Origin of the sequence: Coprococcus sp. AF99-45, assembly GCF_027663865.1 — a bacterium.
In the GTDB taxonomy this organism is placed as follows: Bacteria; Bacillota; Clostridia; order Lachnospirales; family Lachnospiraceae; genus Allocoprococcus; species Allocoprococcus comes.
In genome coordinates this window covers 21,902-45,532 of record NZ_JAQDGZ010000011.1, presented here as the reverse complement: position 1 = coordinate 45,532, position 23,631 = coordinate 21,902, and the positions used below count along the sequence as shown (strand labels likewise).

At 42.8% G+C, this 23,631-nt stretch carries 24 protein-coding genes; 20 read left to right on the top strand and 4 right to left on the bottom strand.

All coding sequences use genetic code 11. From position 1 onward, the window contains the following. Positions 1–400 precede the first annotated feature (400 nt). From PGR14_RS09525 to PGR14_RS09495, 7 genes are read left to right on the top strand one after another with little or no spacing between them, the layout of a single operon-like run. On the top strand, positions 401–1,714 hold the full coding sequence (locus PGR14_RS09525) for a hypothetical protein (RefSeq protein ID WP_055297397.1): 1,314 nt from the start codon (positions 401–403) through the stop codon (positions 1,712–1,714). 11 nt (positions 1,715–1,725) lie between these two features. Further along, positions 1,726–1,926 (top strand): Flp1 family type IVb pilin, encoded by a 201-nt coding sequence (locus PGR14_RS09520; protein WP_022220442.1) that lies wholly within the window; start codon positions 1,726–1,728, stop codon positions 1,924–1,926. Between the two features lie 37 nt (positions 1,927–1,963). Further along, positions 1,964–3,331 (top strand): DUF5702 domain-containing protein, encoded by a 1,368-nt coding sequence (locus PGR14_RS09515; RefSeq protein ID WP_055297396.1) that lies wholly within the window; start codon positions 1,964–1,966, stop codon positions 3,329–3,331. Between the two features lie 32 nt (positions 3,332–3,363). Beyond that, complete coding sequence (locus PGR14_RS09510) at positions 3,364–4,272, top strand: pilus assembly protein (protein WP_270223310.1); 909 nt, start codon at positions 3,364–3,366, stop codon at positions 4,270–4,272. Further along, entirely contained in the window at positions 4,257–4,682 is a 426-nt protein-coding gene (locus tag PGR14_RS09505) for a prepilin peptidase (RefSeq protein WP_049938189.1), read from the top strand. The genes PGR14_RS09510 and PGR14_RS09505 overlap by 16 nt, the downstream gene beginning before the upstream one ends. Next, the gene (locus PGR14_RS09500; RefSeq protein ID WP_055261909.1) at positions 4,676–5,092 is read left to right on the top strand and encodes a TadE family protein; all 417 of its coding nucleotides are present in this window, start codon (positions 4,676–4,678) and stop codon (positions 5,090–5,092) included. The genes PGR14_RS09505 and PGR14_RS09500 overlap by 7 nt, the downstream gene beginning before the upstream one ends. Continuing rightward, the gene (locus PGR14_RS09495) at positions 5,089–5,841 is read left to right on the top strand and encodes a DUF6382 domain-containing protein (RefSeq protein ID WP_055261911.1); all 753 of its coding nucleotides are present in this window, start codon (positions 5,089–5,091) and stop codon (positions 5,839–5,841) included. The genes PGR14_RS09500 and PGR14_RS09495 overlap by 4 nt, the downstream gene beginning before the upstream one ends. A gap of 94 nt (positions 5,842–5,935) precedes the next feature. On the opposite strand, the gene PGR14_RS09490 is transcribed toward PGR14_RS09495, so the two are convergent. Then, the gene (locus tag PGR14_RS09490; RefSeq protein ID WP_055261913.1) at positions 5,936–6,667 is read right to left on the bottom strand and encodes a sensor histidine kinase; all 732 of its coding nucleotides are present in this window, start codon (positions 6,665–6,667) and stop codon (positions 5,936–5,938) included. Between the two features lie 111 nt (positions 6,668–6,778). On the opposite strand from PGR14_RS09490, the gene PGR14_RS09485 reads away from it, so the two are divergent. After that, the gene (locus PGR14_RS09485) at positions 6,779–7,192 is read left to right on the top strand and encodes an HIT family protein (protein WP_008374196.1); all 414 of its coding nucleotides are present in this window, start codon (positions 6,779–6,781) and stop codon (positions 7,190–7,192) included. Positions 7,193–7,209: 17 nt separating this feature from the next. Then, positions 7,210–7,764: an RNA polymerase sigma factor gene (locus PGR14_RS09480; RefSeq protein WP_055261915.1), complete on the top strand. Its 555-nt coding sequence runs from the start codon at positions 7,210–7,212 to the stop codon at positions 7,762–7,764. A 78-nt stretch (positions 7,765–7,842) separates the two neighbouring features. Here PGR14_RS09480 and PGR14_RS09475 read toward each other — a convergent pair whose 3' ends face one another. Further along, entirely contained in the window at positions 7,843–8,910 is a 1,068-nt protein-coding gene (locus tag PGR14_RS09475) for an undecaprenyldiphospho-muramoylpentapeptide beta-N-acetylglucosaminyltransferase (protein ID WP_055155710.1), read from the bottom strand. 143 nt (positions 8,911–9,053) lie between these two features. Between PGR14_RS09475 and PGR14_RS09470 the strand changes: the two genes are divergently transcribed. Together PGR14_RS09470 and PGR14_RS09465 are read left to right on the top strand one after the other, a co-directional pair. Beyond that, positions 9,054–10,052 (top strand): DUF4367 domain-containing protein, encoded by a 999-nt coding sequence (locus PGR14_RS09470; protein ID WP_055261917.1) that lies wholly within the window; start codon positions 9,054–9,056, stop codon positions 10,050–10,052. Positions 10,053–10,110: 58 nt separating this feature from the next. Next, positions 10,111–10,581 carry a DUF6147 family protein gene (locus PGR14_RS09465; RefSeq protein WP_082438294.1) on the top strand — a complete coding sequence of 157 codons (471 nt, stop codon included), beginning with the start codon at positions 10,111–10,113 and terminating at the stop codon, positions 10,579–10,581. A gap of 452 nt (positions 10,582–11,033) precedes the next feature. On the opposite strand, the gene PGR14_RS09460 is transcribed toward PGR14_RS09465, so the two are convergent. Continuing rightward, positions 11,034–11,285 carry a TIGR03905 family TSCPD domain-containing protein gene (locus PGR14_RS09460; protein ID WP_055261919.1) on the bottom strand — a complete coding sequence of 84 codons (252 nt, stop codon included), beginning with the start codon at positions 11,283–11,285 and terminating at the stop codon, positions 11,034–11,036. Between the two features lie 190 nt (positions 11,286–11,475). Between PGR14_RS09460 and PGR14_RS09455 the strand changes: the two genes are divergently transcribed. From PGR14_RS09455 to PGR14_RS09415, 9 genes are all read left to right on the top strand, one after another. After that, positions 11,476–12,168, top strand: a complete 693-nt coding sequence (locus PGR14_RS09455) for a 5'-methylthioadenosine/adenosylhomocysteine nucleosidase (protein WP_055261921.1) — start codon at positions 11,476–11,478, stop codon at positions 12,166–12,168. Between the two features lie 138 nt (positions 12,169–12,306). Further along, positions 12,307–13,212: a hypothetical protein gene (locus tag PGR14_RS09450; RefSeq protein WP_173692084.1), complete on the top strand. Its 906-nt coding sequence runs from the start codon at positions 12,307–12,309 to the stop codon at positions 13,210–13,212. A 271-nt stretch (positions 13,213–13,483) separates the two neighbouring features. Further along, positions 13,484–14,605, top strand: a complete 1,122-nt coding sequence (locus PGR14_RS09445; RefSeq protein WP_270223307.1) for an ABC transporter ATP-binding protein — start codon at positions 13,484–13,486, stop codon at positions 14,603–14,605. After that, positions 14,589–15,455 (top strand): ABC transporter permease, encoded by an 867-nt coding sequence (locus PGR14_RS09440; RefSeq protein ID WP_118218444.1) that lies wholly within the window; start codon positions 14,589–14,591, stop codon positions 15,453–15,455. Before PGR14_RS09445 ends, PGR14_RS09440 begins: the two co-directional genes overlap by 17 nt. A gap of 12 nt (positions 15,456–15,467) precedes the next feature. Beyond that, on the top strand, positions 15,468–16,922 hold the full coding sequence (locus PGR14_RS09435; RefSeq protein ID WP_178529922.1) for a Gldg family protein: 1,455 nt from the start codon (positions 15,468–15,470) through the stop codon (positions 16,920–16,922). Positions 16,923–16,940: 18 nt separating this feature from the next. Beyond that, entirely contained in the window at positions 16,941–17,882 is a 942-nt protein-coding gene (locus PGR14_RS09430) for a DUF4340 domain-containing protein (RefSeq protein WP_178529920.1), read from the top strand. Positions 17,883–18,085: 203 nt separating this feature from the next. Then, on the top strand, positions 18,086–20,308 hold the full coding sequence (locus PGR14_RS09425; RefSeq protein ID WP_195412741.1) for an alpha-galactosidase: 2,223 nt from the start codon (positions 18,086–18,088) through the stop codon (positions 20,306–20,308). Positions 20,309–20,411: 103 nt separating this feature from the next. Next, positions 20,412–21,827, top strand: coding sequence for an aminotransferase class I/II-fold pyridoxal phosphate-dependent enzyme (locus tag PGR14_RS09420; protein ID WP_270223306.1), 1,416 nt, complete (start codon positions 20,412–20,414; stop codon positions 21,825–21,827). Further along, the gene (locus PGR14_RS09415) at positions 21,820–22,407 is read left to right on the top strand and encodes a guanylate kinase (RefSeq protein WP_173688814.1); all 588 of its coding nucleotides are present in this window, start codon (positions 21,820–21,822) and stop codon (positions 22,405–22,407) included. Before PGR14_RS09420 ends, PGR14_RS09415 begins: the two co-directional genes overlap by 8 nt. 296 nt (positions 22,408–22,703) lie before the next feature. On the opposite strand, the gene PGR14_RS09410 is transcribed toward PGR14_RS09415, so the two are convergent. Then, positions 22,704–23,630, bottom strand: a complete 927-nt coding sequence (locus PGR14_RS09410; RefSeq protein ID WP_270223305.1) for a SufB/SufD family protein — start codon at positions 23,628–23,630, stop codon at positions 22,704–22,706. Position 23,631 lies beyond the last annotated feature (1 nt).

The following is a 23,631-nucleotide window of genomic DNA, read 5'->3' as shown; positions in this document are numbered from 1 at the left end:
TAAGGCAGCTGAATCTGAACGTAACCGCGGAAGCTGCCTGGAAGGATTTTGCTGCAAGGGTAGCACTTCCGGAGGTGGATACATTTGTCACTGTATTTTCCCTGGCAAAGAGGAGCGGAGGCGACAGTATTCTGATCATTAAAAATGCGGTTAGACAACTTGGTGATAAAGCGGAAGTGAAAAGAGAAATCGATACCGTAATTGCAGCGAAAAAAATGGAATTTCAGATTATGTCAGTGATTCCTTTGGGAATTATTGGTTATATGCGTTTGAGCTTTCCGGAATTTATGGCGGGGTTATACGGGAATCTGCCAGGAGCGGCTTTTATGAGTATTTGTCTTGGAGCTTACATTGCTGCCTGGAGACTTGGATGCAAGATTGTGGAAATCGAGGTATAGAAATGTGGTTTTGTATCGGAATGTATTTCTTTTTCGGAGCTTGTGCATGGATGTATTTCAAGAAGAAATCACTTTTCAGAAAATGGGACAGGCTTCTTAGACAGATATTTTTTTTGATGTTGGCGGTGACAAGTCTGGCATTTTTGTCGGAAATCGTGCAGAAGACAGGGACGGAAAACTCTGAAACCATGCAGATAAAGCGGAACGGGTACGGGGAAGGACAAAAAGAAGCGGCGCTTTCTATGCAGGTTGAAGGAGAAAAAAAGCAAGATATAGAAATTCGTGTGTCACCGAAAATTTACAGTGAAAAGCGGCTGGAAAAGGAGTTTCAGAAAGCGAGGAAAGAGCTTGCAAAAGTGATTTCCGGGGAAAATAAGGATCTGTCGCATATAAAGACAGATCTGGATCTGGTAACAGCATTAGACGATTTTCCGTTTTCGGTTTCCTGGGAACTTAGCAGATATGATGTAATGGATTCGCTTGGGAGACTGGATCAGGAAAAAATCCGGGAAGAAGATCCGGAGAATCAGGGGATTGGGATGAATATTATCGGAGTTCTGCATTATGAAGATAAGGTATATCCGTGTGAGATGGATCTTGTTATTTTTGCAGGACAGGAGAAAACGCTTTCCACGAAAGAGCGGGTTCTGGAATTGGTAAGATTACAGGACAGTGCTACGAGGCAGAAAGCATATCTTACATTGCCACCCAGTCTGGACGGAAGAAAAATTGCCTGGACAGAGGAGAAAGATTCAAAAGTGATTCCGATTCTGATGCTCGGAATGGCGATAAGCATTCTGCTTGTCGGAAGAGAAATACAGAAAGAAAACAATCAGAAGAAGACGAGAAAAGAGCAGATGATGCTGGATTATCCGGAAATTATCACAGAGTTTACGATGCTGACCGGTGCCGGAATGACAGCAAAAAATGTGTGGAAAAGGATTGCGGAAGACTATGGGATCACCAGGGGAAAAACGGGAAGAAAAAGAGAAGCATATGAAGAAATCTGGAAAACCTGGCAGGAAATGAAAAGTGGGATTCCGGAGATGGAATGTTATGAAAGATTTGCAAGAAGATGTAATCTGATTCCGTATATGAAAATGGGAGCACTTCTTTCACAGAATCTGAAAAAGGGTGCAAAAGGAATTTCTGAAATGCTTCGTATGGAGGCAGTACAGGCACTGGAGGACAGAAAGAGCAGGGCGAGACAGCTGGGAGAAGAGGCAGGAACCAGACTTTTGATCCCAATGCTTTTGATGCTGATCATCGTGATTACGATCGTAGTTGTACCGGCATTTTTGTCGATCCAGGTGTAGGAGGTGAGAGAATGAAGGCGGTAAAAAAGAAGCTGTGGACGGGATGGATCAGAATTCAGAAGATTCTGACGGAAAAAGACGGGATATCAACGGTAGAATTGATCCTTGTACTGGTCGTCATTATCGGTCTGGTTATCATTTTTAAGAAACAGCTTAATGAACTTGTAACTAAAATATTTGAAAAAATAACGAATGAAAGTTCAGGAATCTAAAATAAAAATTTTATTTCAGAAATGAGTGTGTACAGAGATGAAAAAAATGGTAAAGGGAGAGATTACTGTGTTTCTAAGCCTGGTCTTTCTTCTGCTTCTTACTCTGGTTGGGGCTTTGCTGGAAAGTGCCTCGATCCAGCTGGCAAAGAATGAGAGAAGAGCAGACGCAGGCAGGGCAGTGGAATCTGCGTTTGCAGAATATCAGAAAGATCTTCTGGAGCGATATGGTATTTTTGCAATAGAAGGCAGTTATGAATCCGGAACAATGTCTGAAGAAAATATTTTAAACCGACTGTCCTTTTACGGGGCAGAAAATATAGAAACAGAGATTGCGGCAATCCGTTATCTGACAGACCAGAATGGGAAAGAATTTCTGCGGCAGGCGGTTGAATACGAGAAAATGAAGACAGGAGCTGCGGTGATAGAGAATCTGACGGGAAAGGTATCCGAATGGAAGGAGCAGGAACTGAAAGCAAATGAATATGGGAAAGAGAATATAGAGACGAGTAAAGAACTTGACCAGATGCTGGAAAGTGAAAAAGAAGAACTTCCTGCAGAAAATAATCCATTGGCGGATATTGTGGATATACAGGCGCAAGCACTGTTAAATCTGGTCAGCCCGGAAGGATTTACGCTGTCATCGAAAGCTGTAAAGTCAGAAGAGACTGTATCGAACCGAAAGCTCAGGCAGGGATACGGAACCATGAAGGAAAAAGATAATGGAGCCGGAGATACCATTTTTTTCAATCTGTACCTTATAGATAAGTTTGGCAATGCTGCAAATAAGAAAAAGAATACGGTACTGGACTATGAGATGGAGTATTTATTAGGAGGAAAGGCGAGCGACAAGGACAATCTGGAATATGTGATCGGGAGAATTCGAATCCTTCGATTTGCAGTGAATTATGGATATTTGCTGACCGATAAGGACATGCAAATGGAGGTGGATACCCTTGCAACGACACTGAGTGCGGTGTTTCTTTCACCGGAGATCGGACCTGTGATCAAGCATGCGCTGCTTCTTGCATGGGCTTATGGAGAAAGCCTTACGGATGTTAAGACGCTTCTGGCAGGGAAGAAGGTTCCGGCTGTAAAGAGTAAGGAAAGCTGGAATCTGACGCTGGATGGTCTGCTTGAGCTGGCAAAGAACAGAAGTATTCCGGAAGGAAAGGAGACAGAAGAGGGAAATTCTTATGAGCAGTATTTGCAAATGATGCTGGTTTTAAAATCAAAGGAAGAACTGTCGATGAGAGCATTGGATCTGGTGGAAATGAATCTGCGATCTGGAATGGAGAAAACGTTTTTCCGGGCAGATGCCTGCGTATCAGGAGCAGACTTTGACATGACATGTTATCTGAGAAGAGGGATCCGGTATCAGTATCATATTTTATATCAATATCAGTAACAAAAAATGAAAATGTTAGGAGGTGGATACAGGTGTCTTTTCTGAGGACAATCGAAATAATAAATAAAATTCCTTTGATGATGTACAGAAAAATATTGAATTACAAACACATATTTGATATTCGCAGAAAGGAGGAAGGATTTGATTTTCTACCTGATTTGATCGCCATATCTTGTGTCAAAGAAAAGGCATCTGTATCTGCCTCGGTAACAGTAGAAGCTGTACTTTGTGTTCCGCTGTTCCTATATGCGGCGGTGAGTTTGATCTGGATGCTGGAGCTCAGAAGCATCCAGTCTGCAGTAAGATGCGGACTGCAGAGTGCAGGAAAGCAGGTGGCAGAGAGTTTTGCAGAAATTCCGGTGCTGAACCCGATAAGTCTGCATGCAGATCTTGTAAATGCGGTCGGGAAAGAAAGAATGGATCGAAGTATGATTGTTGGCGGAAGCGGAGGAGTCAGCCGTAAAAGATCCTGGGCGATACCGGGAATGGGAGTGCTGGAACTGACGGCAGAATATGAAGTAGAATTGCCGGTTCCTGTCTTTCATATTCCGATACTGCATTATAAAGAAAAAATGAGGATGAAGACATGGACCGGTTATGTAAAGACCTACGAAGCAGGAATTGGAGATAATGAACTTGTATATGTGACAGAAACAGGGATCGTATATCACCGGAATTATCAGTGCACTTATCTGGAACCGTCCGTGCGCAGTGTTGCGAAAACACAGTTAGGGGAACTGAGAAACAGCAGTGGAGGAATTTATCATTTGTGTGAACGGTGTGGATGGATGCCGGGAAATGATGGCAACTGCTATGTCACAGATTACGGGGATCGTTATCATACTTCATTATCATGCAGCGGACTGAAGAGAAAAGTTTATACAGTTCCGCTGTCAGAAGTAAAAGGAAAAGGAGCATGTTCAAAATGTGGTGGAAAATAGCAAAATTGGCAGGATTATTTTTTTTAGGATTCGGAGCAGCACAGGATATAAAATATCAGAAAATCTCGACAGAATATCTGCTCGCAGGAAGCTGTGCGGCGATTCTGTACCGTGCATTATTTGGACGGATGCATTGGAGTGTATGGGTTGCCGGACTGGGATGTGGAATTGTATTTCTCATGATATCGAAATGGTCACAGGAGGGAATAGGGTACGGAGACAGCTGGATGATCCTGAATATGGGTATTTTTCTTGGGATCTGGAATCTGCTTGGAATGCTGATGCTTGCATTTCTTGTGGCTGCGATGGCAGCAGGAGCAGGTCTTTGGAGCGGAAAATGGAAACGGACGACAAGAATGTCATTTTATCCTTTTCTTCTGATCGGCTATCTGGGGACATTTATATGGTAAAGCTAAAAGGAAGTACAGTAGTTGAGATGGCGTATCTGATGCCGGTAGTATTGCTTTGTTGGATGGCAGTCATTTTCGCGCTTTTTTATTACCATGATAAAAATATTATCGGTGGGGCGGCATATGAGACCGCGATTGTCGGAAGTGAAGAATGGCGATGGAAAAAGGAAATAGAAGATGGAAAAATGGAGCAGTATTTTCAGAAAAGAATTGAAAACAAACTGATTTTTTTTGATACAGTATCGGTGGAAACTGCGGTAGTAAAAGATGAATTTGAAGTGACAGCAGGAGCGCAAAAGAGAAAAATGCGCGTATCTGTTAAACGCAGTGCGGCGCTGACCGTGCCAGAGGAAAAAATACGCAGGAAAAAAGTATTGCAGGAGATTGTAGAAAGGAACCAGGAGGAATGAGAGAAGAGTACGAAAGAGATTTACATCATGCCTGGATGATTCTGGAAACAGATGAGCTATATAAAGAAGATTATCAGATGCGGATGCTGATGGAAAATGCGATTCCCGGACTCTTGTCGGTAAGAGGGCAGGGAAAAGATGATAAAAGCCAGTACCGCTACGAGATCAGTGGGAAGATATCCGTGAAGGCAAAGAGAGAAAAAGAGCACTGGAAATTTGCAGATCTGGAAAATTTTATGAGACAGTTTATCCAGGTGCTTTATGCAGTGAAGAATTATCTGCTGGACGTGAACTGTCTGAGCCTGGATCCGGGACATATTTATATATCGGATGAAATCTATTACTTTTGTTATTGTCCGGGACTGGAAGGTAATATTCTGGAAAAGTTTCATGAGCTTACGGAGTATTTTGTCAGGGAGACAGATTATGAACAGAAAGAGGCAGTCTATCTGGCATATGAATTACATAAGGCTTCAATGGAAGAAAATTATAATATTGAGTATGCGCTGGAGCGGATACTGGAGAAAAAGGAGAATGAAATGGAGAGTATACAGCCGGAGAAAAAAGCAGGATATGATCTGCAGGAGGAACTGATCCTGGATGACTGGATTGCAGAACAGGAAATGAAAGGGCAGGTTGTAAAGGACAGGCAGAGCGTCTGGGGATTTCTGAATCAGCGCCTTCAGAAACGTAGAAAAAAACGGGAATCCCAATGGGATGAGATAATGGCGGATGATTCAGAGGAATAAGTAAGATAGGACATGTTTTTCTTTTTACTACATTTTCCAGTTTATGGAAAGAAGTACTTGTAAAACAATTACGTGTTTTTTATAATAAAAATGATTATGTAATTGGTAACAAAAGCAAAAAAGAAGTGCCTTTTCCACAGGAGGAAGTAACTGTTACTGTTCCGGCGTGAGCTGTGATTGTCCGGCTGACAATGGCAAGACCAAGACCGGTACCGTTTGGTTTGTAAGTGACAAAAGGATCAAAAATCGTGTCGAGATATTCCGGTGAGATTCCACATCCGGTATCAGATATGGTAATCTGAAGCATTTGATCTTTGAGGACTGCTTCCAGACGGATTGAACCAGCAGACGAAATGGCTTCACGGGCGTTTCTTAAAAGGTTGAGAATCGCTTCATGCAGCTTTAATCTGTCGGCCGTCAGAGATGGAAGATCAGGGGCTATCAGAGAAGAGAATCCAATGTCGGTATCTACGCAGGAGGCGGCAAAGGACAGGCAGATCTGTCCCAAAAAGTCCTGTGCAGGAAACGTGCTCAGATGCAGATGTTCACTGTTATTATAGGCAGACAGCTCCTGCAGCAGAGAGATTGTGTATTCGATGTCTTCGCGAAGCTCTGACCAGTGGCTGAAATCTCTGGTTTCAGGGTGACTGGACTCTATGAGCTGAAAGGTACTGTAGATTAGCGTCAGTGGATTGCGAACTTCATGACTGATCTTGCTGATTGTATATTGCTGTGAATCCAGGAGTTTCTGAAGTAATTCACGAATTTCCGGACTGGAATTCATAAGCTGATGTAACTTTTCATAATCATTTGCAGTAAATGGCATGGTAACGACCATCCTTTCCATGATATAAAGTAGTTGTAGTTTATCATTGAAAGTCTGGTTCGTAAACAAATTCGAGATTAATCGAAGAAAATGTAGAAAGAAGGAAAAAACATGAGGGATGAGAACTGTATTTTTTGTAAAATCGCAAATGGAGAAATTCCATCTGCAACCATATATGAGGATGATGATTTCAGAGTAATTCTGGATCTTGGACCGGCGACAAAGGGACATGCACTGATCCTGCCAAAAGAACATGCGGCAGATATTTATTCTATTGATGAAGAACTGGCAGGAAAAGCATTTAAGCTTGCAAAGAAGATCACAACAAGATTAAAAGATGTACTTGGATGTGACGGATATAATATCGTACAGAATAACGGGGAAGTGGCCGGTCAGACCGTATTCCATTTCCATATGCATCTGATTCCGAGATATAAAAATGACAAGAGCGGATTCGGCTGGAAACCGGGTAAACTTACAGATGAAGATCGGGATGAAATCCTGGAAAAACTGAAAGAAAAATAAAATAGTGAGGTACTGGAGTGAGTTTTCAGAATAAGAATAAAAAGGAATTCGAGAACGTGTATCATAAAAATAAGTTCAACGTTTATCGGATAGCAATGGGTTATTCTGGCAGTCACAAAGAGTCAGCGGAAGAGATATTCCAGGAGGTTTTTCTAAAACTATATACACACTTTGATACAGTGGATGAAGAATACATGGCAGCATGGCTGGTAACAACAACGAAAAATACAGCTATCAATTATATGAAGAAGCGGGCAAGAGAATGTCCGAAGGCAGATATTGAGCTGTTTTCGGATCTGTACTCGAAGGAATATGCGGAAAGTGCAGAGGAGCATGTATTCCACAAAATTTTACAAAAAGAAAAAGTGGGTTATGGATGGACGATTCTGGATGCATTGTACGAAGAAAATGAAAACTGGTACGAAGCAATCACCATGGTTTACTGTCTGGAGAGAAAACAAAAAGATGTGGCTGAATCTATGGGGATCAGTATCCAAGCACTGACGGGTGTACTGTACAGAGCAAGAAAATGGGTAAAGATACATTACAATTCTGATGATTACACAAAATAGCACCGATGGATATGTAAAGAAAACAGGTGTCGTTCCGGCACCTGTTTTTGAACAATGTAAATAACTGTTGTTAAAAAATTATTTGGAAGCAGCATCTTCGATCAGACCGATAATTGTCTTGATCGGATCCTGCTGAGAAGACTGATTCATTGCATTTATGAAGTCTTCACGGGAATCATAAAGCTTGTGAACAGCTGCGAGAAGCTTTTCATCTGTAAGCTCTTCTTCTTCCATAACCATACTGAATCCCTGACGTTCAAAAGAACGGGCATTCAGAATCTGGTCACCACGGCTTGCATTAGCTGAAAGTGGAATCAGAAGATTTGGTTTGCGAAGAGCAAGCAATTCGCAGATTGCATTTGCACCTGCTCTTGAGATTACAACATCGGCAAGGGCGAAGAGATCTTTCAGTTCATCCTGAATATATTCAAATTGAACATAGCCGTTCAGACCGGTGAGCTTTTCATCGAGCTTGCCTTTACCACAGAGATGAACAACTTGGAAATCTTTTAACAGTTCAGGAAGAATCTTGCGTACTGCATTATTGACTGCGACTGCGCCAAGACTTCCACCGACGATCAGGATAACTGGTTTTACTTCCTTAAAACCACAGAAAGCGCGGGCTTTTTCTTTATCTCCGGTGAAAAGCTCCTGACGGATAGGGGATCCGGTAAGGACAGCTTTATCCTGAGGAAGAGAACTTAAAGTTTCAGGGAAGTTACAGCATACTTTTGCAGCTGAAGGAATGGAAAGCTTATTAGCCAGTCCCGGAGTCATATCTGATTCGTGAATGATAACAGGAACATGGTTCTTCTTTCCGGCAATCACAACAGGAACACTTACAAATCCACCTTTTGAAAAAATTACATCCGGTTTTAACTGCTTGATCAGGCGGTTGGCTTCACTGAAGCCTTTCAGGACGCGGAACGGATCCGTAAAGTTCTGAAGGCTGAAATAACGGCGGAGCTTACCGGAAGAGATACCATGATATGGAATTCCCTGCTGTTCAACCAGCTGCTTTTCCATACCGTTGTAAGAACCGATGTAATGTATGTCATACTGCAGTTCCCGAAGACGGGGAAGCAGTGCAATATTAGGTGTAACATGTCCGGCAGTACCTCCGCCGGTCAGAATGATGCGTTTCATAATAAAAATCCTCCCATTGATGGTGCGAATTAAGATTCGCAGTTGATACAGGCAGAGAGACTGCCCTGATATCATAATATTAAACAGGTGAAGGAAAAAGGTCAAGTTAAAGGGAAAAGAAATCCAAAAGAATGAGGTTTAAAATGGAAAAACATGAAAATAATCTGGATAAGCTTTTAAAAGCTGAACTGGAAAAAGAAGCCGGGGAAATCATGGAAGAAATGGACTCGGACGAATCACTGCAGGACATTTCCTTTCCAGAAGACCTGGATGAAAAGATGTGGAGTAAAATCCAAGAATATGAAGAACAGCAGAAAGCATATGAAAAACTGTCAGATGCCGACAAGGAGGCAATCCGTTTCGGACGAGAGGTTCAGGCACTTCGCGGCGGGGAGAATACGAAAGATCATCTTAAGAAAGATGTGGAGAGTGACAGTTATATAGATAATGTTGTGCCAATTGAGTATGTGAAGCATGAAACAGATAATAAAGCAAGTGACGACGGTACGAACGGAGAGACCGAGAAGGAAGCCGGAAAGAAGAAAGTTAAGAAGAGAAAACGGCACTGGAAGGCATATGGAATCGTGGCGATCGTAGCTGTGCTTGCTATGATGTGGAGTATGGTGAGTATTGGTGGGACGCCGTTCTTTGGAAAGCTGTGGACGCAGACTATCGGAGATAGGAAAATGACACAGGTGGATACGGAGAGAGAGGATGGGAGCAAGAATAAGGTTGATGATTATGATGAAGAAAGTGTATATGAGAATATAAAAGAAAAAATGGGGGTAGATGTTGTTCGAATTTTGAAAAAACCGGATGATATGGTATTGATACAAAGTGATATAGATGAGGTATTGAAAAAGGTTTGTTTGATTTACAATAATGGAGAAAGTATGATTGAATATCAAATGATTTTTAATTATAAAGAACAATCTCATGGATATGATGTAGAAGATAAAAAAATAAAGGAAGAACAAATTGAAGTAGATGGCAATAATATTAATGTTACTCAATATGAACTTCCAGATGAAAGTAAAGAAAATGTAGCACAGTTCATTTATAAAGATGTATTTTATACAATAAATACAACTATGGATGAAAATAATTTCAAAGAACTTTTAAAATCTTTATATTTTTTTTAAATATGGCGTGAGTTTTTTGCTCCTCGATTGTTAATATAGTGTAGAGAGGAGGCGAAAGGTGAAAAAAAGTAAAATTTTGTCGCTGATTTTGACAATGGTCATGGTTTGTACATTGTTTATTAGCACGCAAGGAGTTGTAAAGGCATCGGATGTACCGAAGTGTATTGATGGTTCTTATTTGACAAATGATGATTCCTCAGAAGTAACAGTTGGATCAATGAGTAGAGGCATATATTTGAAAAGTGGATCATCAACAATTACTAAAGTAGGACCAGGAAAAATCGGTGCGGGAGGAAACACGGTAGGGCAGAAAACGGTTTCCAAGATTACGGTTAGTGTAACTGTGGAGCGATTATTGAATGGAAAATGGGCTTATTACACTTCATGGATGGAAACAAACTATAATTCTGTTTATGTGAGTTCAACTAAAACATTATCTGTACCAACTGGATATTACTATCGAGTATGCTGTACCCATTACGCAAACTCAGATGTAAGCGGATCATTCACCAACGGCATTTACATCTAAAAATCACAAACCAAACATCCCAACCCCTTACCCACTCTAACCCACCCCGCACCACCAAACCAAAAATATTTTTTTAAAAATATTCATACGACTATCAACCGGTGCGGCAATTAGCGAAAGTAAGGACGAGGGAACAATATGAGGGAGGGAGATGGGAAGATTCCTTTTAACACCTGTCTGAATTGCAGGTTGATAAAGTTCAACATCTCCGGTCTTGCAGACTGACAAGAGGGCGAACAGAACTGTAAAGACCACAACTAATAAACGTATTTTCTGATTGGACAGAAAGCATATGACCAAATAATACAACCCGGTCGCGAAGTATGTGAGTATGGAACATCAGAGCAAGCAAGAAGCCTAACTAATGTTAAACTGAATTAGACCAAAACAAGCAGGTCGGGATAATTCCTGACCTGCTTGTTTTGACGCAAAATTGCGAAAAAATTATTTGATTACTGGTTATTGTTTAAATATTCTTTTAAAGCAAGTGAAAGCTGATCCGGGCAGGATGTTGCTTTGTATCCACATTTGATACCTTCGATACGTGAAATTGCTTCGTGAATATCCATTCCTTCAACGAGGCGTCCGATGCCCTGTAAGTTACCGTTACATCCGCCTGTGAACTCAACATTATGAATACGTCCAGCTTCATCTACTTCTAAGTGAATATTCTTAGAACAGACGCCGTGTGGTGTAAATTCCATGAGTATAGTCCTCCTTTATATTTATACTATTATTGTGCCTTATAAAATTGCTTCAATGATTATAACACAGCCTTATAAGAAAATGCTAGTGCATATTATAAGAAATCTGATATAATAGCTATTGTAATTTTGAAGGGAAATCTATAGATATAGATAAAAACAATATGTAGGAAAAACGGAGGATTTTCAAATGATAGGAATTATCGGAGCAATGGATGAAGAGGTTGCAATCTTAAAGGAATCGATGGAAGTTCAGGATACGATGGAACGTGCCGGAATGACTTTTGTCAAAGGTATTATGAGTGGCAAGGAAGTTGTAGTTGTAAGAAGTGGTATCGGAAAAGTCAACATGGGAATCTGCGCACAGATTCTGATTGACTGTTTTGGTGTGGATACGCTGATCAATACAGGTGTGGCAGGTTCTCTGGATGCAGATATCAACATCGGGGATATCGTGATTTCTACAGATGCAGTTCAGCACGACATGGATGTAAGTATGCTTGGCGATCCGGTAGGACAGATTCCGAGAATGGATACCTTTTCTTTCCCGGCAGATGAGAAGCTTGTGAAGATGGCAGTGGAAGTAAACAAAGAAGTGAATCCGGACATTCAGACATTTACCGGAAGAGTGCTCAGCGGAGATCAGTTTATTTCCGGCAAGGAAAAGAAGGAATATCTGGTAAAGACATTTGATGGAAAGTGTGCGGAGATGGAAGGCGCAGCAATGGCGCAGACCGCATATCTGAATAAAGTTTCGTATGTCATTATTCGTGCAATTTCGGACAAAGCTGACAACAGTGCAACGATGGATTATCCGGAGTTTGTGAAGATGGCAATCACCCATTATGTAGGGCTTGTCAAAGGTCTTGTAGAAAGAATGTAATGCGTAAGGCAGCAAAGTAAAATAGAAAAGCAGCGTCATTTTCCAGACAGGATGTCGGATTGTGGCGAACGATTAGGGAATCCAAATTCGGAGGTTTACGGTATAATGACGGTAAATCTAAGAAGGAGGATTCTTTTTATGTTGGAAATGTTCGTGGTGAGAGAAACGGTATTTTTTCTGACGGGAGTGATGATCGGGATCGGCGCGATTGCAAGACTGATTACCGGGATTTCACTGAAAAAGCTGGTAAGAGCAGCAAGTAACATGAGTAAAAGCAATCATCCGCTGATGCGGCTTGTAAGGGCAAAATTTGAGCATGGGTGTATGGTGAGTGATAAAGTACAGAATGTTGGTGCATTTGTAGAGAAATATTTGTATGAATACCGGGTGCTTGGCGTGAGGCTGCATACCTGGAGGCAGTGGGCGAAGGGGAGCATCTGGCTCTGCCTTATCTTTGGAGCCACAGGAACAGCGCTTGCTTATGCAGCGGGGGAGAGGGAACAGGGACTTTACAGATATGGTATTTTGGGCGGTATGGGAGCTTTGGCGCTCTTTCTACTCCGGATGCTTGCGGATGATGCCTATCAGCTGGAGGCAGCGAAAACCTATATGGTAGATTTTCTGGAAAATACATATGCTCATCGCTATGAGAAGACCAATCAGAAAGAAATCCAGGTTACGGTTCAGAGAGCGGATGAGATTCCGGAGAAAATGGATGCAGAGGAAAATGAAGCGGTGCATTCTGGTCAGGTGCAAAGACCATTTTCAGAAGAAACCGTGCCAGCAAGCGCAGCTACGGTAAATGCGGTTTCTGCGAACGAAAAACGGTATACAGAAGATGGACAAATGCAGCAGACCGTGCAGACAGTAGCAAAAGTGGGACAGGCGAATGCAAATCAAGCTGATGAAATGCGGACGCAGCAGCCTGGAGCACGGATGGAAGATACAGCCGGTTCCAGATTTAAGCAGGAAGATACCGGCGAAAAGCTGGAGCCGACAAAAGAGGCAAGAATCCGGGAAATTCTGGAAGAATTCCTTGCCTGACTGGTGTGGATAATCGCGAGTTAAGTGAAATCTGCCCAGTATATAAAAAAGTCTTTTTTGGGTAAAAAATGATTTAAAAATATAAAATACCGATATGTGGAAAATCTGATTCCAGATATCGGTATTTCTATTATTATCGGGCAGGTGGTACACTTTTGCAGTTCACAGTTTTACAGAAAAAACACAGAATGAACACAGATTGCCCCCAGAAGTTTCACAAATCATCCGTATAATTGAAAAGCATGAAATTTTGTAGTCAGGAGGAACAACATTGATTGAGGTAAAAAATCTTGTAAAGAAATACGGCTCACATCTGGCTGTAGATCATTTGAATTTTACTGTAGATACCGGGCAGATCTATGGATTTCTGGGACCGAACGGTGCCGGAAAGTCCACAACGATGAATATTATGACAGGCTATCTTGGCGCCACAGAAGGTGAAGTGCTGATCAACGGGCACAATATACTGGAGGAACCGGAGGCAGCAAAAAAATGTATTGGTTATCTGCCTGAGATGCCACCGCTTTACACGGATATGAAGGTGAATGAATACCTGAGGTTCGTAGCGGAATTGAAGAAGATCCCAAAAAAGGAACGGCAAGAGCAGATTGAGAAGGTCATGCTGATGGTGAAGATCATGGATGTACAGGACCGGCTGATCAAGAACCTGTCCAAAGGTTATAAGCAGAGAGTCGGACTTGCGCAGGCAATCCTTGGATTCCCGGAGATCATCATTCTGGATGAACCGACGGTCGGACTGGATCCGAAGCAGATCATTGAAATCCGTGAACTGATCCGCGAGCTGGCAAAAGAGCATACCGTGATCCTGAGCTCGCACATTCTGGCAGAGATCCAGGAAGTCTGTGATTATATTATGATTATTTCCAAAGGGAAACTGGTGGCAAGTGATACACCGGAGAATCTGGAAAAGCTTCTGACGAATCAGCAGACTGTGGAAATCCTGGCAAAGGGAAATGAAGATACGGTACGGAAAGTCATCGGCACAATCGGTAATGTGCAGAAGGCATCCGTGGAACACGGAAAAGAAGAAGGAACGGTAAAAGCGAGTCTGTTCCCGAAGGATGGAAAGGATATCAGGGAAACAGTATTTATGGCATTTGCACAGGAGGGCTGCCCGTTACTTATGTTGTATCACAGCCGCACGACGTTGGAGGATGTCTTCCTGGAGCTGACGCAGGGAAGCACACCTGCAGCAGCAAAAGAGATGAAGGACGGCGAAAAGAAAGACCGGATGGTAAAGCGGCGCAAGAAAAATGCGCAGGAAGAGGCAGAAGAGAACGAGCTGACTGAGATGGATGAAGAGCCGGAAGAAAATGCCGTTCCGACAAGTGAGGATGAAAAGGAGGATCTCGAAAATGACAGCAATTTATAAACGAGAATTAAAATCCTATTTTCAATCAATGACAGGCTATGTCCTGATCGCATTCCTTGTGATCTTCACGGGAATCTATTTTATGGCGTACAACTTAAATTCGGGATATCCCTATTTTTCATATGTTCTGATGAATATCAACTATGTGTTGATCATCATTATCCCGATGCTCACCATGCGTTCCTTTGCGGAGGAACGGAAGAACAAGACAGACCAGCTTCTGCTTGCCGCACCGGTAAAATTATTTGATATCGTGATGGGGAAATACCTTGCGATGGTGACGGTATTTGCGGTACCGTGCCTGATTTTTTGCATTTTCCCAATTATCATTAAGAGCTTTGGAACGGCGTATCTGAAGGTGGATTATCTGTCGATCCTGATGTTCTTCCTGCTCGGATGCGTGTATCTGGCAATCGGAATGTTTCTTTCGTCACTCACAGAAAGCCAGATCATTGCGGCAGTAACAACCTTTGGCGTTTTGCTTCTGATCTATCTCTGGGGAGGACTGATTGATTTCCTCCCGACATCAGCTACAAGCGGCATGATCGGTATTGTGGTATTCGTTACCATTGCGGCGCTGATCATTTACCGGATGACGGGAAACTGGATGATCGCAGGAATTATCGAAGCGATCGGAGTTGTTGCGGTTGTGATCGTAAGCTTTGTAAAATCTTCATTATTTGAAAATATTTTGGTCAACATCATGAAGAAGCTGTATCTTGCAGATGTATTTGACAACGTAGCATATAACAAGCTTTTCGATGTGAGTGGGCTGATCCTGTATCTGAGTGTGGCAGGTGTATTTATCTTCCTGACCATGCAGTCCATTCAGAAAAGACGTTGGAGTTAGGAGGGAGAAGACATGGAAAAAATCAAAAAAATGTTCAGCAGCAAGTCTTCCCGGAACGGAACTTACAGCGTAGGGCTTGCAGTGATCGTGATTGCAATCGCGATCGTGATCAATCTGGTGGCAGGACAGCTTCCGGAAAAAGTAAGAAATATTGATATCAGCAGCAACAATCTGTACGATATCAGCAGCGTGTCCACAAAAATGCTGAAGAAACTGGATAAAAAAGTAGATTTGAAAGTGATCGCAGAACAGGATTCTGTGGATACCAGGATCAAGACTTTTGTGAAAAAATATGCGGCGCTTTCCGGCAAAGTAAAAGTGGAATGGGTGGACAGCGTACTGCATCCGTCCATTCTTCAGAAATATAATACCGATGGGAATGTAATCGTTGTGTCCTGTGATGCAACCGGAAAGTCTACAACGATTTCATTTTCAGATATTATCCAGTCCGATTATTACTCTTATTATACGACCGGAAGTGCCAGTGAAAGTTCTTTCGACGGAGAAGGACAGCTTACCAGTGCGATCAATTATGTAACCAGCGAGGAAACAAGCAAGATTTACCGGACCAGTGGTCACGGAGAATCGACATTTTCAAGTTCGGTAAGTGATCTGCTTACTAAGAATAATCTGGAGACGGAAGAAATCAACCTGAGTATGAGTCCGGAAATTCCGGATGACTGTGACCTGTTGTTCCTCTATGCACCGACATCGGATATTACAGATGATGAAAAGACAATTATTGAGAAATATCTGAGTGACGGCGGAAAGGTTTATCTGATCCTTGGAGATACGACTTCAGACACACCAAATCTGGACGAAATTATGTCGGATTATGGACTGAAAAAAGTCAGCGGTTATATTGCAGATACCCAGAGATGCTACCAGGGAAATTATTATGCAATCTTCCCACAACTTTCTCTGAGTGGTGACCTGGGAAGCGGCATCAGCAATCAGATGGTACTTCTGCTGAATTCACCTGGTATGGAGAAAACAGATACGGATAATGATAATCTGACGGTTACCTCATTTATGCAGACATCAGACAGTGGATATGCAGTGACAGAAAATGACCAGACACAGGGACAGTATATCCTGGGAGCCGTTTCTACCAATGCGATTTCTGCGGATTCTTCAGATTCGGACAGCGAGGATGAAGACGATAAGAGTGATGCAACGGATACAGACACAAAGACAGCAAGACTTACGGTGCTTGCTTCTGCATCTATGATCAGCTCGGATATCACAGATCAGCTGACGACACTGGATAACCTGACTTTGTTTGTAAATTCAGTGACAGAGAATTTTGATAATGTAAACAATGTTGCGATTGAAGCGAAGAGTCTTTCGACTGAGACCAACACACCGATGCATGCAGGTGCATTCAGCATCCTTGTGATCTTTATTATTCCGCTTGCAATTCTGATCCTTGGATTTGTGATCTGGATGAGAAGACGGAAAGCGTAAGAGGCAGGAGGAAAAAAGATGGAGAAAAAAACAAGGACAATAGGAATCCTTCTGCTCGTACTGCTTGCTCTGCTCATTACATTTTTCGGGCTGAAAAAATGGAATACATCTAAGTCAGAGACAGAAGAGAAGAAAAAAGAAAACGCAGTGGTGCATATTTTTGAGACAGATTCGCTGGAGTCGATCGAGTATAAAGAAGCGTCCGGGGAAGAAATGTCCTTTGTAAAAGAGGATGATACCTGGGAGTATGCGCCGGACACCACGATCGCACTGACGGAGAGCAGTATGCAAAATATGGAAGATGCATTTTCGGATATTCAGGCGGTAAAAGAGATCAAGAATCCGGATGACCTTTCGGACTATGGATTTGATTCACCGGAATATAATCTTACGCTGACCGGAAAGGATGGCGAGGCACATAAATTTCTAATCGGGAATGCTTCCGGAGAAAATTATTATTTCATGGAAGATGGAACAGAAAAAGTGTACACGGTATCGGCAGATCTGATTTCGGAAATGGTATGGCAGCTTGCAGATGTTGCTGAAAAGGACAGCTTTGTAACAGTTACATCCGATAACTTTGTAAAAGAGACTGTGACAAAACCGGGTGACGAGGTAAAAACCTACGAAGCGGACAATGAGGATCAGGAAGATACTGTCACAAGTATTATGACAGCACTTTCCGGATTCTATTTTACAGATTGTGCAGATTATCATGTGACGGACGCGACGCTTGGCAATTACGGGCTTGCGGAAGATCAGCGGACGAAGGTGGAGCTGACTTACAAGGATACGTCGGATGATGACAAGGAAAAGACAGTTACATTCTATGTGGGAAGCAAGGACGACAGTGCGACCTACTATTATGTACAGATGGACGGTTCACAAAGAGTAAGCCGGGTACTGATCGATACGGTAGAGAAGGCGCTTGGATGGAAAGTGGACAGTAGTGCAGAGTAAAAGAATACAAAGAGAAAATTAAATAAATCTGCTAAGAAAGGAAAAGGGATGATGTCTTTCAGGAAAGGACAGAGTCCCTTTTTTGAGTGTACGTTTTTACAAATTTATCCGCAGGAATCATTGACGCTGAAAAACCAACAGTGATACTATACAGATAATACGGAAAAATGAACGTTATACAATACGGAATGAGGAGAAACGATATGCCAATCATATACAATGAAAAAACAAGAGAGTTTCATCTCTACAACCAGGAGATCAGCTATATCATCAAGATCCTTGACAACGACCAGCCGGGACAGCTCTACTACGGAAAACGCCTGACACACAGAGAAGATTTCAGCCATCTTTTTGAATATGCGATGCGTGATATGTCACCGTATGCTTTCGAGGGAAATTCTACATTCTCACTGGAGAATATCAAGCAGGAGTATCCGACTTTCGGCTGCGGAGATATGCGTTTTCCGGCATATGAGATCGAGCGGGAGAATGGAAGCCATGTAGTCGAGTTTGTATATAAAGAGCATAAAATTTATAATGGCAAACCAAAGCTTGAAGGACTTCCGGCGACTTATGTAGAAAGTGATGATGAGGCGCAGACTCTGGAACTGGTTCTGGAGGATACAAGTATCAATACAAGAATTGTCCTTTTATATACGATCTATGAAGCATTTCCGGTGATCGCGAGAAGTGTACGTTTTGAATGTGATTCTGACGAAAAGATCACACTTCTTTCTGCAATGAGCGCCTGTGTGGATCTGCCGGACAAGGATTATGAGATGATCGATCTTGCCGGTGTGTGGGCGAGAGAGCGCCATGTGAGAAGACATAAGCTGGATTACGGTATCCAGAGTATTTACAGTATGCGCGGATGCAGCAGCTACCAGTTCAATCCGTTCCTTGCACTTGCGCGTGAAAATGCAGACGAGTTCCAGGGGCAGGTCTACGGTTTCAGCCTGGTTTACAGCGGAAATTTCCTCGCACAGACAGAGGTAGACAATTATGATACCGCCCGTGTGCTGATGGGAATCCATCCAAATGGATTTAAGTGGACACTTGAAAAAGGCGAATCCTTCCAGACACCGGAGATGGTAATGGTATATTCGGAAGCCGGACTTAACGGAATGAGCCAGACCTTTCACAAGCTGTACCGCACACGTCTGGCAAGGGGAACCTGGAGAGATAAGGTTCGCCCGATCCTGATCAACAGCTGGGAAGCATTTTATTTTGATTTTGATGCGCCAAAGCTTCTGGGACTTGCGGATGTGGCAGCAGATCTTGGAATGGAGCTTTTTGTATTGGATGACGGATGGTTTGGAAAGAGAGATGACAGTACTTCTTCCCTTGGCGACTGGTATCCGAATGAGGAAAAGCTGAAAGGAACGTTAAAGGAGCTGGCAGAAAAGATCAATGCCAAAGGTTTAAAATTCGGGCTCTGGATTGAACCGGAGATGACGAACAAAGACAGTGATCTGTACAGGGCGCATCCGGACTGGATTCTTGCAGAACAGGGCAAGCGGATCTGCCACAGCCGGACACAGTATGTACTGGATTTTTCTAAGAAAGAGGTACGTGAATATATCGGGGACATGCTGGAAAATCTTCTTGCAGAAGTGCCGGTATCTTATATCAAATGGGATATGAACCGTACATTTTCAGAGGTGTTCTCCAATGGAAATGACAGAGAGTATCAGGGAAAGGTCTGCCACAAATATATCCTTGGTGTGTATGAACTGTATGAGCGCCTGACCAGCCGTTTTCCGCATGTATTGTTTGAATCCTGTGCAAGTGGTGGGGCAAGATTTGATCCGGGAATGCTTTACTACGCACCGCAGGGATGGACTTCGGATGATACTGACGCAATCGAACGTCTGAAAATCCAGTATGGAACTTCAATGGTTTATCCGGTGAGTTGTATGGGAAGCCATGTATCAGCTTCACCGAACCATCAGACAAACCGTGTGACACCGCTCGAGACAAGAGCAGATGTGGCTTACTTTGGAACTTTTGGATATGAGCTTGACCTTTTAAAGCTTGGCGAGGAAGATAAGGCAGAAATCCGCCGTCAGATCGCATTTATGAAGGAGAAGAGAGATCTGATCCAGAAAGGAACTTTCTATCGACTGAAGAGTCCGTTTGAGGGAAATGAGACCGCATGGATGATCGTATCGGAGGATCAGAAGAAGGCGCTGGTTGGTTATTACCGGGTAATGCAGCCGGTCAATGTTGGATTTAAGAGACTGAAGCTGAAAGGGCTGAAAGAAGATACCTGTTATAAGGTCAGCGGATATGCTTATGACTGCTATGGCGATGAGCTGATGCAAGTCGGAATGATCCTGTCCGATTCTGCGTCCGGTGTATGGAAGAAGGGCGTGAATGATAAGGGAGATTTCCAGGCGGAAGTGTTTGAGATTGTAGCTGTGTAAGCCGGAATATATGGGAAGGACGAAATGGGAGAACCGTTTCGTCCTCTTGCGTTTTCGGAAGAAAAATTATATGATGTTTCTAAAAGACTTAAAGAGGTTTAAAATGGAACGACTATACGATAAATTAAAAGCATATTCCGAGAGCGATTTTTACGCATTTCACATGCCGGGACATAAGAGAAACAAGGCACTTCTTGGAATTGAACTTCCATACGATCTGGATATCACGGAAATCGATGGTTTCGATGATCTGCATCACGCAGATGGTATTTTAAAAGAAGAGCAGGAAAGAGCCGCAAGGGTATTTGGGGCAGAGGAAAGTCATTTTCTGGTAAATGGAAGTACTGCCGGAATTTTAAGTGCAGTGATGGGATGTACGCACCGGGGAGATAAGATTCTGGTGGCACGCCATTGTCACAAATCCATTTACCATGCAATTTATATGAATGGTCTTGTACCGCGCTATGTGTATCCGGAATTTGATATTTCCATGCATATGAACGGGGAGATCAGCAAAGAAGATGTGGCAAAAGCACTTGCTGCAGAGCCGGATATCAAAGCCGTTGTGATCGTATCTCCAAATTATGATGGCGTGGTATCGGATGTGAAAGGAATTGCAGAAGTGGCACATTCGTATAGGATTCCACTGATCGTAGATGAAGCACATGGACCGCATTTCGGATTTCATCCGGCATTTCCGGGGCGCGCAAATGATCTGGGAGCAGATGTGGTGATCAACAGTCTGCACAAGACACTGCCGTCTCTTACACAGACTGCAATCCTGCATATCAACGGAAAAATTGTAAACCGCAGAAGGATCAAGAAGTATCTGGATATGTTACAGAGTAGCAGTCCATCCTATATTTTCATGGCAAGTCTGGATGCTTGTGTGGATTTTGTGGATGGAAAATGTGAAAATGCATTTGAACTTTATGTGGAGAGACTACAAAAGTTCAGAGAAGAGCTGGAACCATTACAGCATTTACAGATTCTCCGTACAGAACATTATGATATTTCCAAAGTTGTGATTTCCACAGCAAATGCAAATATTACAAGTCCGGAGCTTGCGGACCGGCTGCGAAAAGAATATCATCTGGAAATGGAAATGACCGGAGGAACCTATGTACTTGCGATGACAACCGTGGCAGATACGCAGGAAGGACTGGACAGGTTAAAAGCTGCGTTACTGGAAATAGACGGTCAGCTGGAAGCAAAAACAGCCGTTTCCGGAAGCATAGAGATTTCCGGAGAGCTTCCTAGACTGGAGCAGTATTTTACACCGCAGGAGGCAGCAGACCGGGAAGAAGACGGAGAAGCAGAAGAGATTCCGTGGAAAGAAAGTGAAGGACACATTTCTCTGGAATACGCATATCTCTACCCACCGGGAAGCCCGGTTATCGTACCCGGAGAGCGGATCAGCCGGGAAGCAGTAGAACTTCTTTGTTATTATGAAACACAGAATCTCCAAATAGAAGGAATACAGACGGAAGGCAAGATAAAGGTGTGGAAACATGAGTAAAATATATTATCTGATGGGAAAAAGTTCAACGGGGAAAGACACAATCTACAAAGAACTGAGAAAAAGAATGCCACAGTTAAAAAATGTAACGATCTATACAACCCGTCCACGGCGTGAGGGAGAAAAAGAAGGCGAAGAATATTTCTTTACAGACGAAACTGAACTTGAAAAGTTCAAAACAGAAGGCCGATTGATCGAAGAACGTGCTTACAATACAGTTTATGGTATCTGGCACTATTTCACCGCTGATGACGGGCAGTTCAATTTTGAACAAAAAAATCAGGATTATCTCATGATCGGAACTCTTGAATCCTATGAAAAATTGAAAACCTATTTTGGAAACGAAAAAGTAGTTCCACTTTACATCGAGGTAGAAGACGGAGAGCGCTTAACCCGCGCCCTCGCCCGTGAGAAAACCCAGAAAGAACCCAAATACGCCGAAATGTGCCGCCGTTTCCTCGCCGATTCCAAAGATTTCTCCGAAGAAAACCTCGCCCACGCCGGAATCACAGAACGCTACGAAAACACAGACCTTGAAGACATCCTTGAAAAAATCTGTAAAAAGATACTTGAACAGTAGAGATTTCAACACTCAAGCGAGACAGGCTCCACCTGGCCAGGTGAACCCTGCATTGAGAAATTCTTGAAACTTAAATAAGATTTTATAATGTAGTGGAGTTAAGACACAGAAAAAGACAAAAATTATCCTCTGGATCTGCGAATTTTGCACTACGGACCCGAGACTTAATCAATTGTGCAAGCCATTGCTGACACAATTGATGCTTGCAAAGGCTCGGTGGAATGGTTAGTGCAACTGCGCATAGCCAGAGGATAATTTTTGTCTTTTTTGTCTCTTTTACTACTACACGTATGACTCTAATTCAAGAAGTTCTCAATAATCACCCCTTCTGCTTCCTCTTCCGTCATTCCAAGAGTCCGCAGCTTGATCAACTGCTCATCATTGATCCTTCCGATCGCAGCTTCATGGATAATAGCCGCATCCACATGCTTCGCATTGATCTCAGGAATTGAACTTACTTCTGCATGATCCATGATAATAGAATCACACTGAACATGTGCATGGCAACGGTTCTTTCCGACAGCCCTCGGATGGAAGACCTGTCTGGATTCGCCTTTTGCAACCGAACGAGATACGATCTGCGCAGAGCTGCCTTCTCCGAGCAGTTCCACCATCATATTTGAAGTAGCTTCCTGTTTTCCATGTGTCATCAGTTTTTCAATGACATAAAGCTTGGAACCGGCTTCCAGATGTACATTATTTTCACGAACTGTAGAATCGACTCCTTTGATCTGAGCAGTATCCAGCGTAAATACAGAATTTTCACCAAGATAAACTTCGGTAACGGGATTGAGTACACGGGCTCCGGTGCCTTCACCCTCTCCGTAATGCTTTTCTACATAGCGTACATTTGCATTTTTTTCCACATGGAAAGTATGAATACCATCATGGCGGCTTTCGTTACATCCGCTGTTGTGGATACCACATCCGGCAACGATAGTTACATTTGCACCTTCTGCTACATAAAAATCATTGTAAACAATGTCCGTCATTCCGCTTGCGTCAACAACAACCGGAATATGAACTTCTTCGCCGTCTGTTTTTCCATCGATGAAAATATCGATTCCCGGCTTGTCCTGTTTTTTCTTGATTTTAATATGCTCACTGTCACCGTGGCAGAGCGCGATCCCATTATGTCGTAAATTGAATGCACCGGACTGTGTAAAACCGGTATCATCGATCTGAGCTAATACTTTTTCTGTAATTTTATCCAATAAAGTCATT

Coding starts and splice junctions, on each gene's coding strand:
- PGR14_RS09520 (WP_022220442.1), top strand. CDS start 1,726: ATGAAGGCGGTAAAAAAGAAGCTGTGGACGGGATGGATCAGAATTCAG.
- PGR14_RS09505 (WP_049938189.1), top strand. CDS start 4,257: ATGTGGTGGAAAATAGCAAAATTGGCAGGATTATTTTTTTTAGGATTC.
- PGR14_RS09485 (WP_008374196.1), top strand. CDS start 6,779: ATGAGGGATGAGAACTGTATTTTTTGTAAAATCGCAAATGGAGAAATT.
- PGR14_RS09495 (WP_055261911.1), top strand. CDS start 5,089: ATGAGAGAAGAGTACGAAAGAGATTTACATCATGCCTGGATGATTCTG.
- PGR14_RS09435 (WP_178529922.1), top strand. CDS start 15,468: ATGGAAAAAATCAAAAAAATGTTCAGCAGCAAGTCTTCCCGGAACGGA.
- PGR14_RS09475 (WP_055155710.1), bottom strand. CDS start 8,910: ATGAAACGCATCATTCTGACCGGCGGAGGTACTGCCGGACATGTTACA.
- PGR14_RS09470 (WP_055261917.1), top strand. CDS start 9,054: ATGGAAAAACATGAAAATAATCTGGATAAGCTTTTAAAAGCTGAACTG.
- PGR14_RS09525 (WP_055297397.1), top strand. CDS start 401: ATGTGGTTTTGTATCGGAATGTATTTCTTTTTCGGAGCTTGTGCATGG.
- PGR14_RS09490 (WP_055261913.1), bottom strand. CDS start 6,667: ATGCCATTTACTGCAAATGATTATGAAAAGTTACATCAGCTTATGAAT.
- PGR14_RS09515 (WP_055297396.1), top strand. CDS start 1,964: ATGAAAAAAATGGTAAAGGGAGAGATTACTGTGTTTCTAAGCCTGGTC.
- PGR14_RS09455 (WP_055261921.1), top strand. CDS start 11,476: ATGATAGGAATTATCGGAGCAATGGATGAAGAGGTTGCAATCTTAAAG.
- PGR14_RS09415 (WP_173688814.1), top strand. CDS start 21,820: ATGAGTAAAATATATTATCTGATGGGAAAAAGTTCAACGGGGAAAGAC.
- PGR14_RS09425 (WP_195412741.1), top strand. CDS start 18,086: ATGCCAATCATATACAATGAAAAAACAAGAGAGTTTCATCTCTACAAC.
- PGR14_RS09500 (WP_055261909.1), top strand. CDS start 4,676: ATGGTAAAGCTAAAAGGAAGTACAGTAGTTGAGATGGCGTATCTGATG.
- PGR14_RS09410 (WP_270223305.1), bottom strand. CDS start 23,630: ATGACTTTATTGGATAAAATTACAGAAAAAGTATTAGCTCAGATCGAT.
- PGR14_RS09420 (WP_270223306.1), top strand. CDS start 20,412: ATGGAACGACTATACGATAAATTAAAAGCATATTCCGAGAGCGATTTT.
- PGR14_RS09440 (WP_118218444.1), top strand. CDS start 14,589: ATGACAGCAATTTATAAACGAGAATTAAAATCCTATTTTCAATCAATG.
- PGR14_RS09460 (WP_055261919.1), bottom strand. CDS start 11,285: ATGGAATTTACACCACACGGCGTCTGTTCTAAGAATATTCACTTAGAA.
- PGR14_RS09430 (WP_178529920.1), top strand. CDS start 16,941: ATGGAGAAAAAAACAAGGACAATAGGAATCCTTCTGCTCGTACTGCTT.
- PGR14_RS09450 (WP_173692084.1), top strand. CDS start 12,307: ATGTTGGAAATGTTCGTGGTGAGAGAAACGGTATTTTTTCTGACGGGA.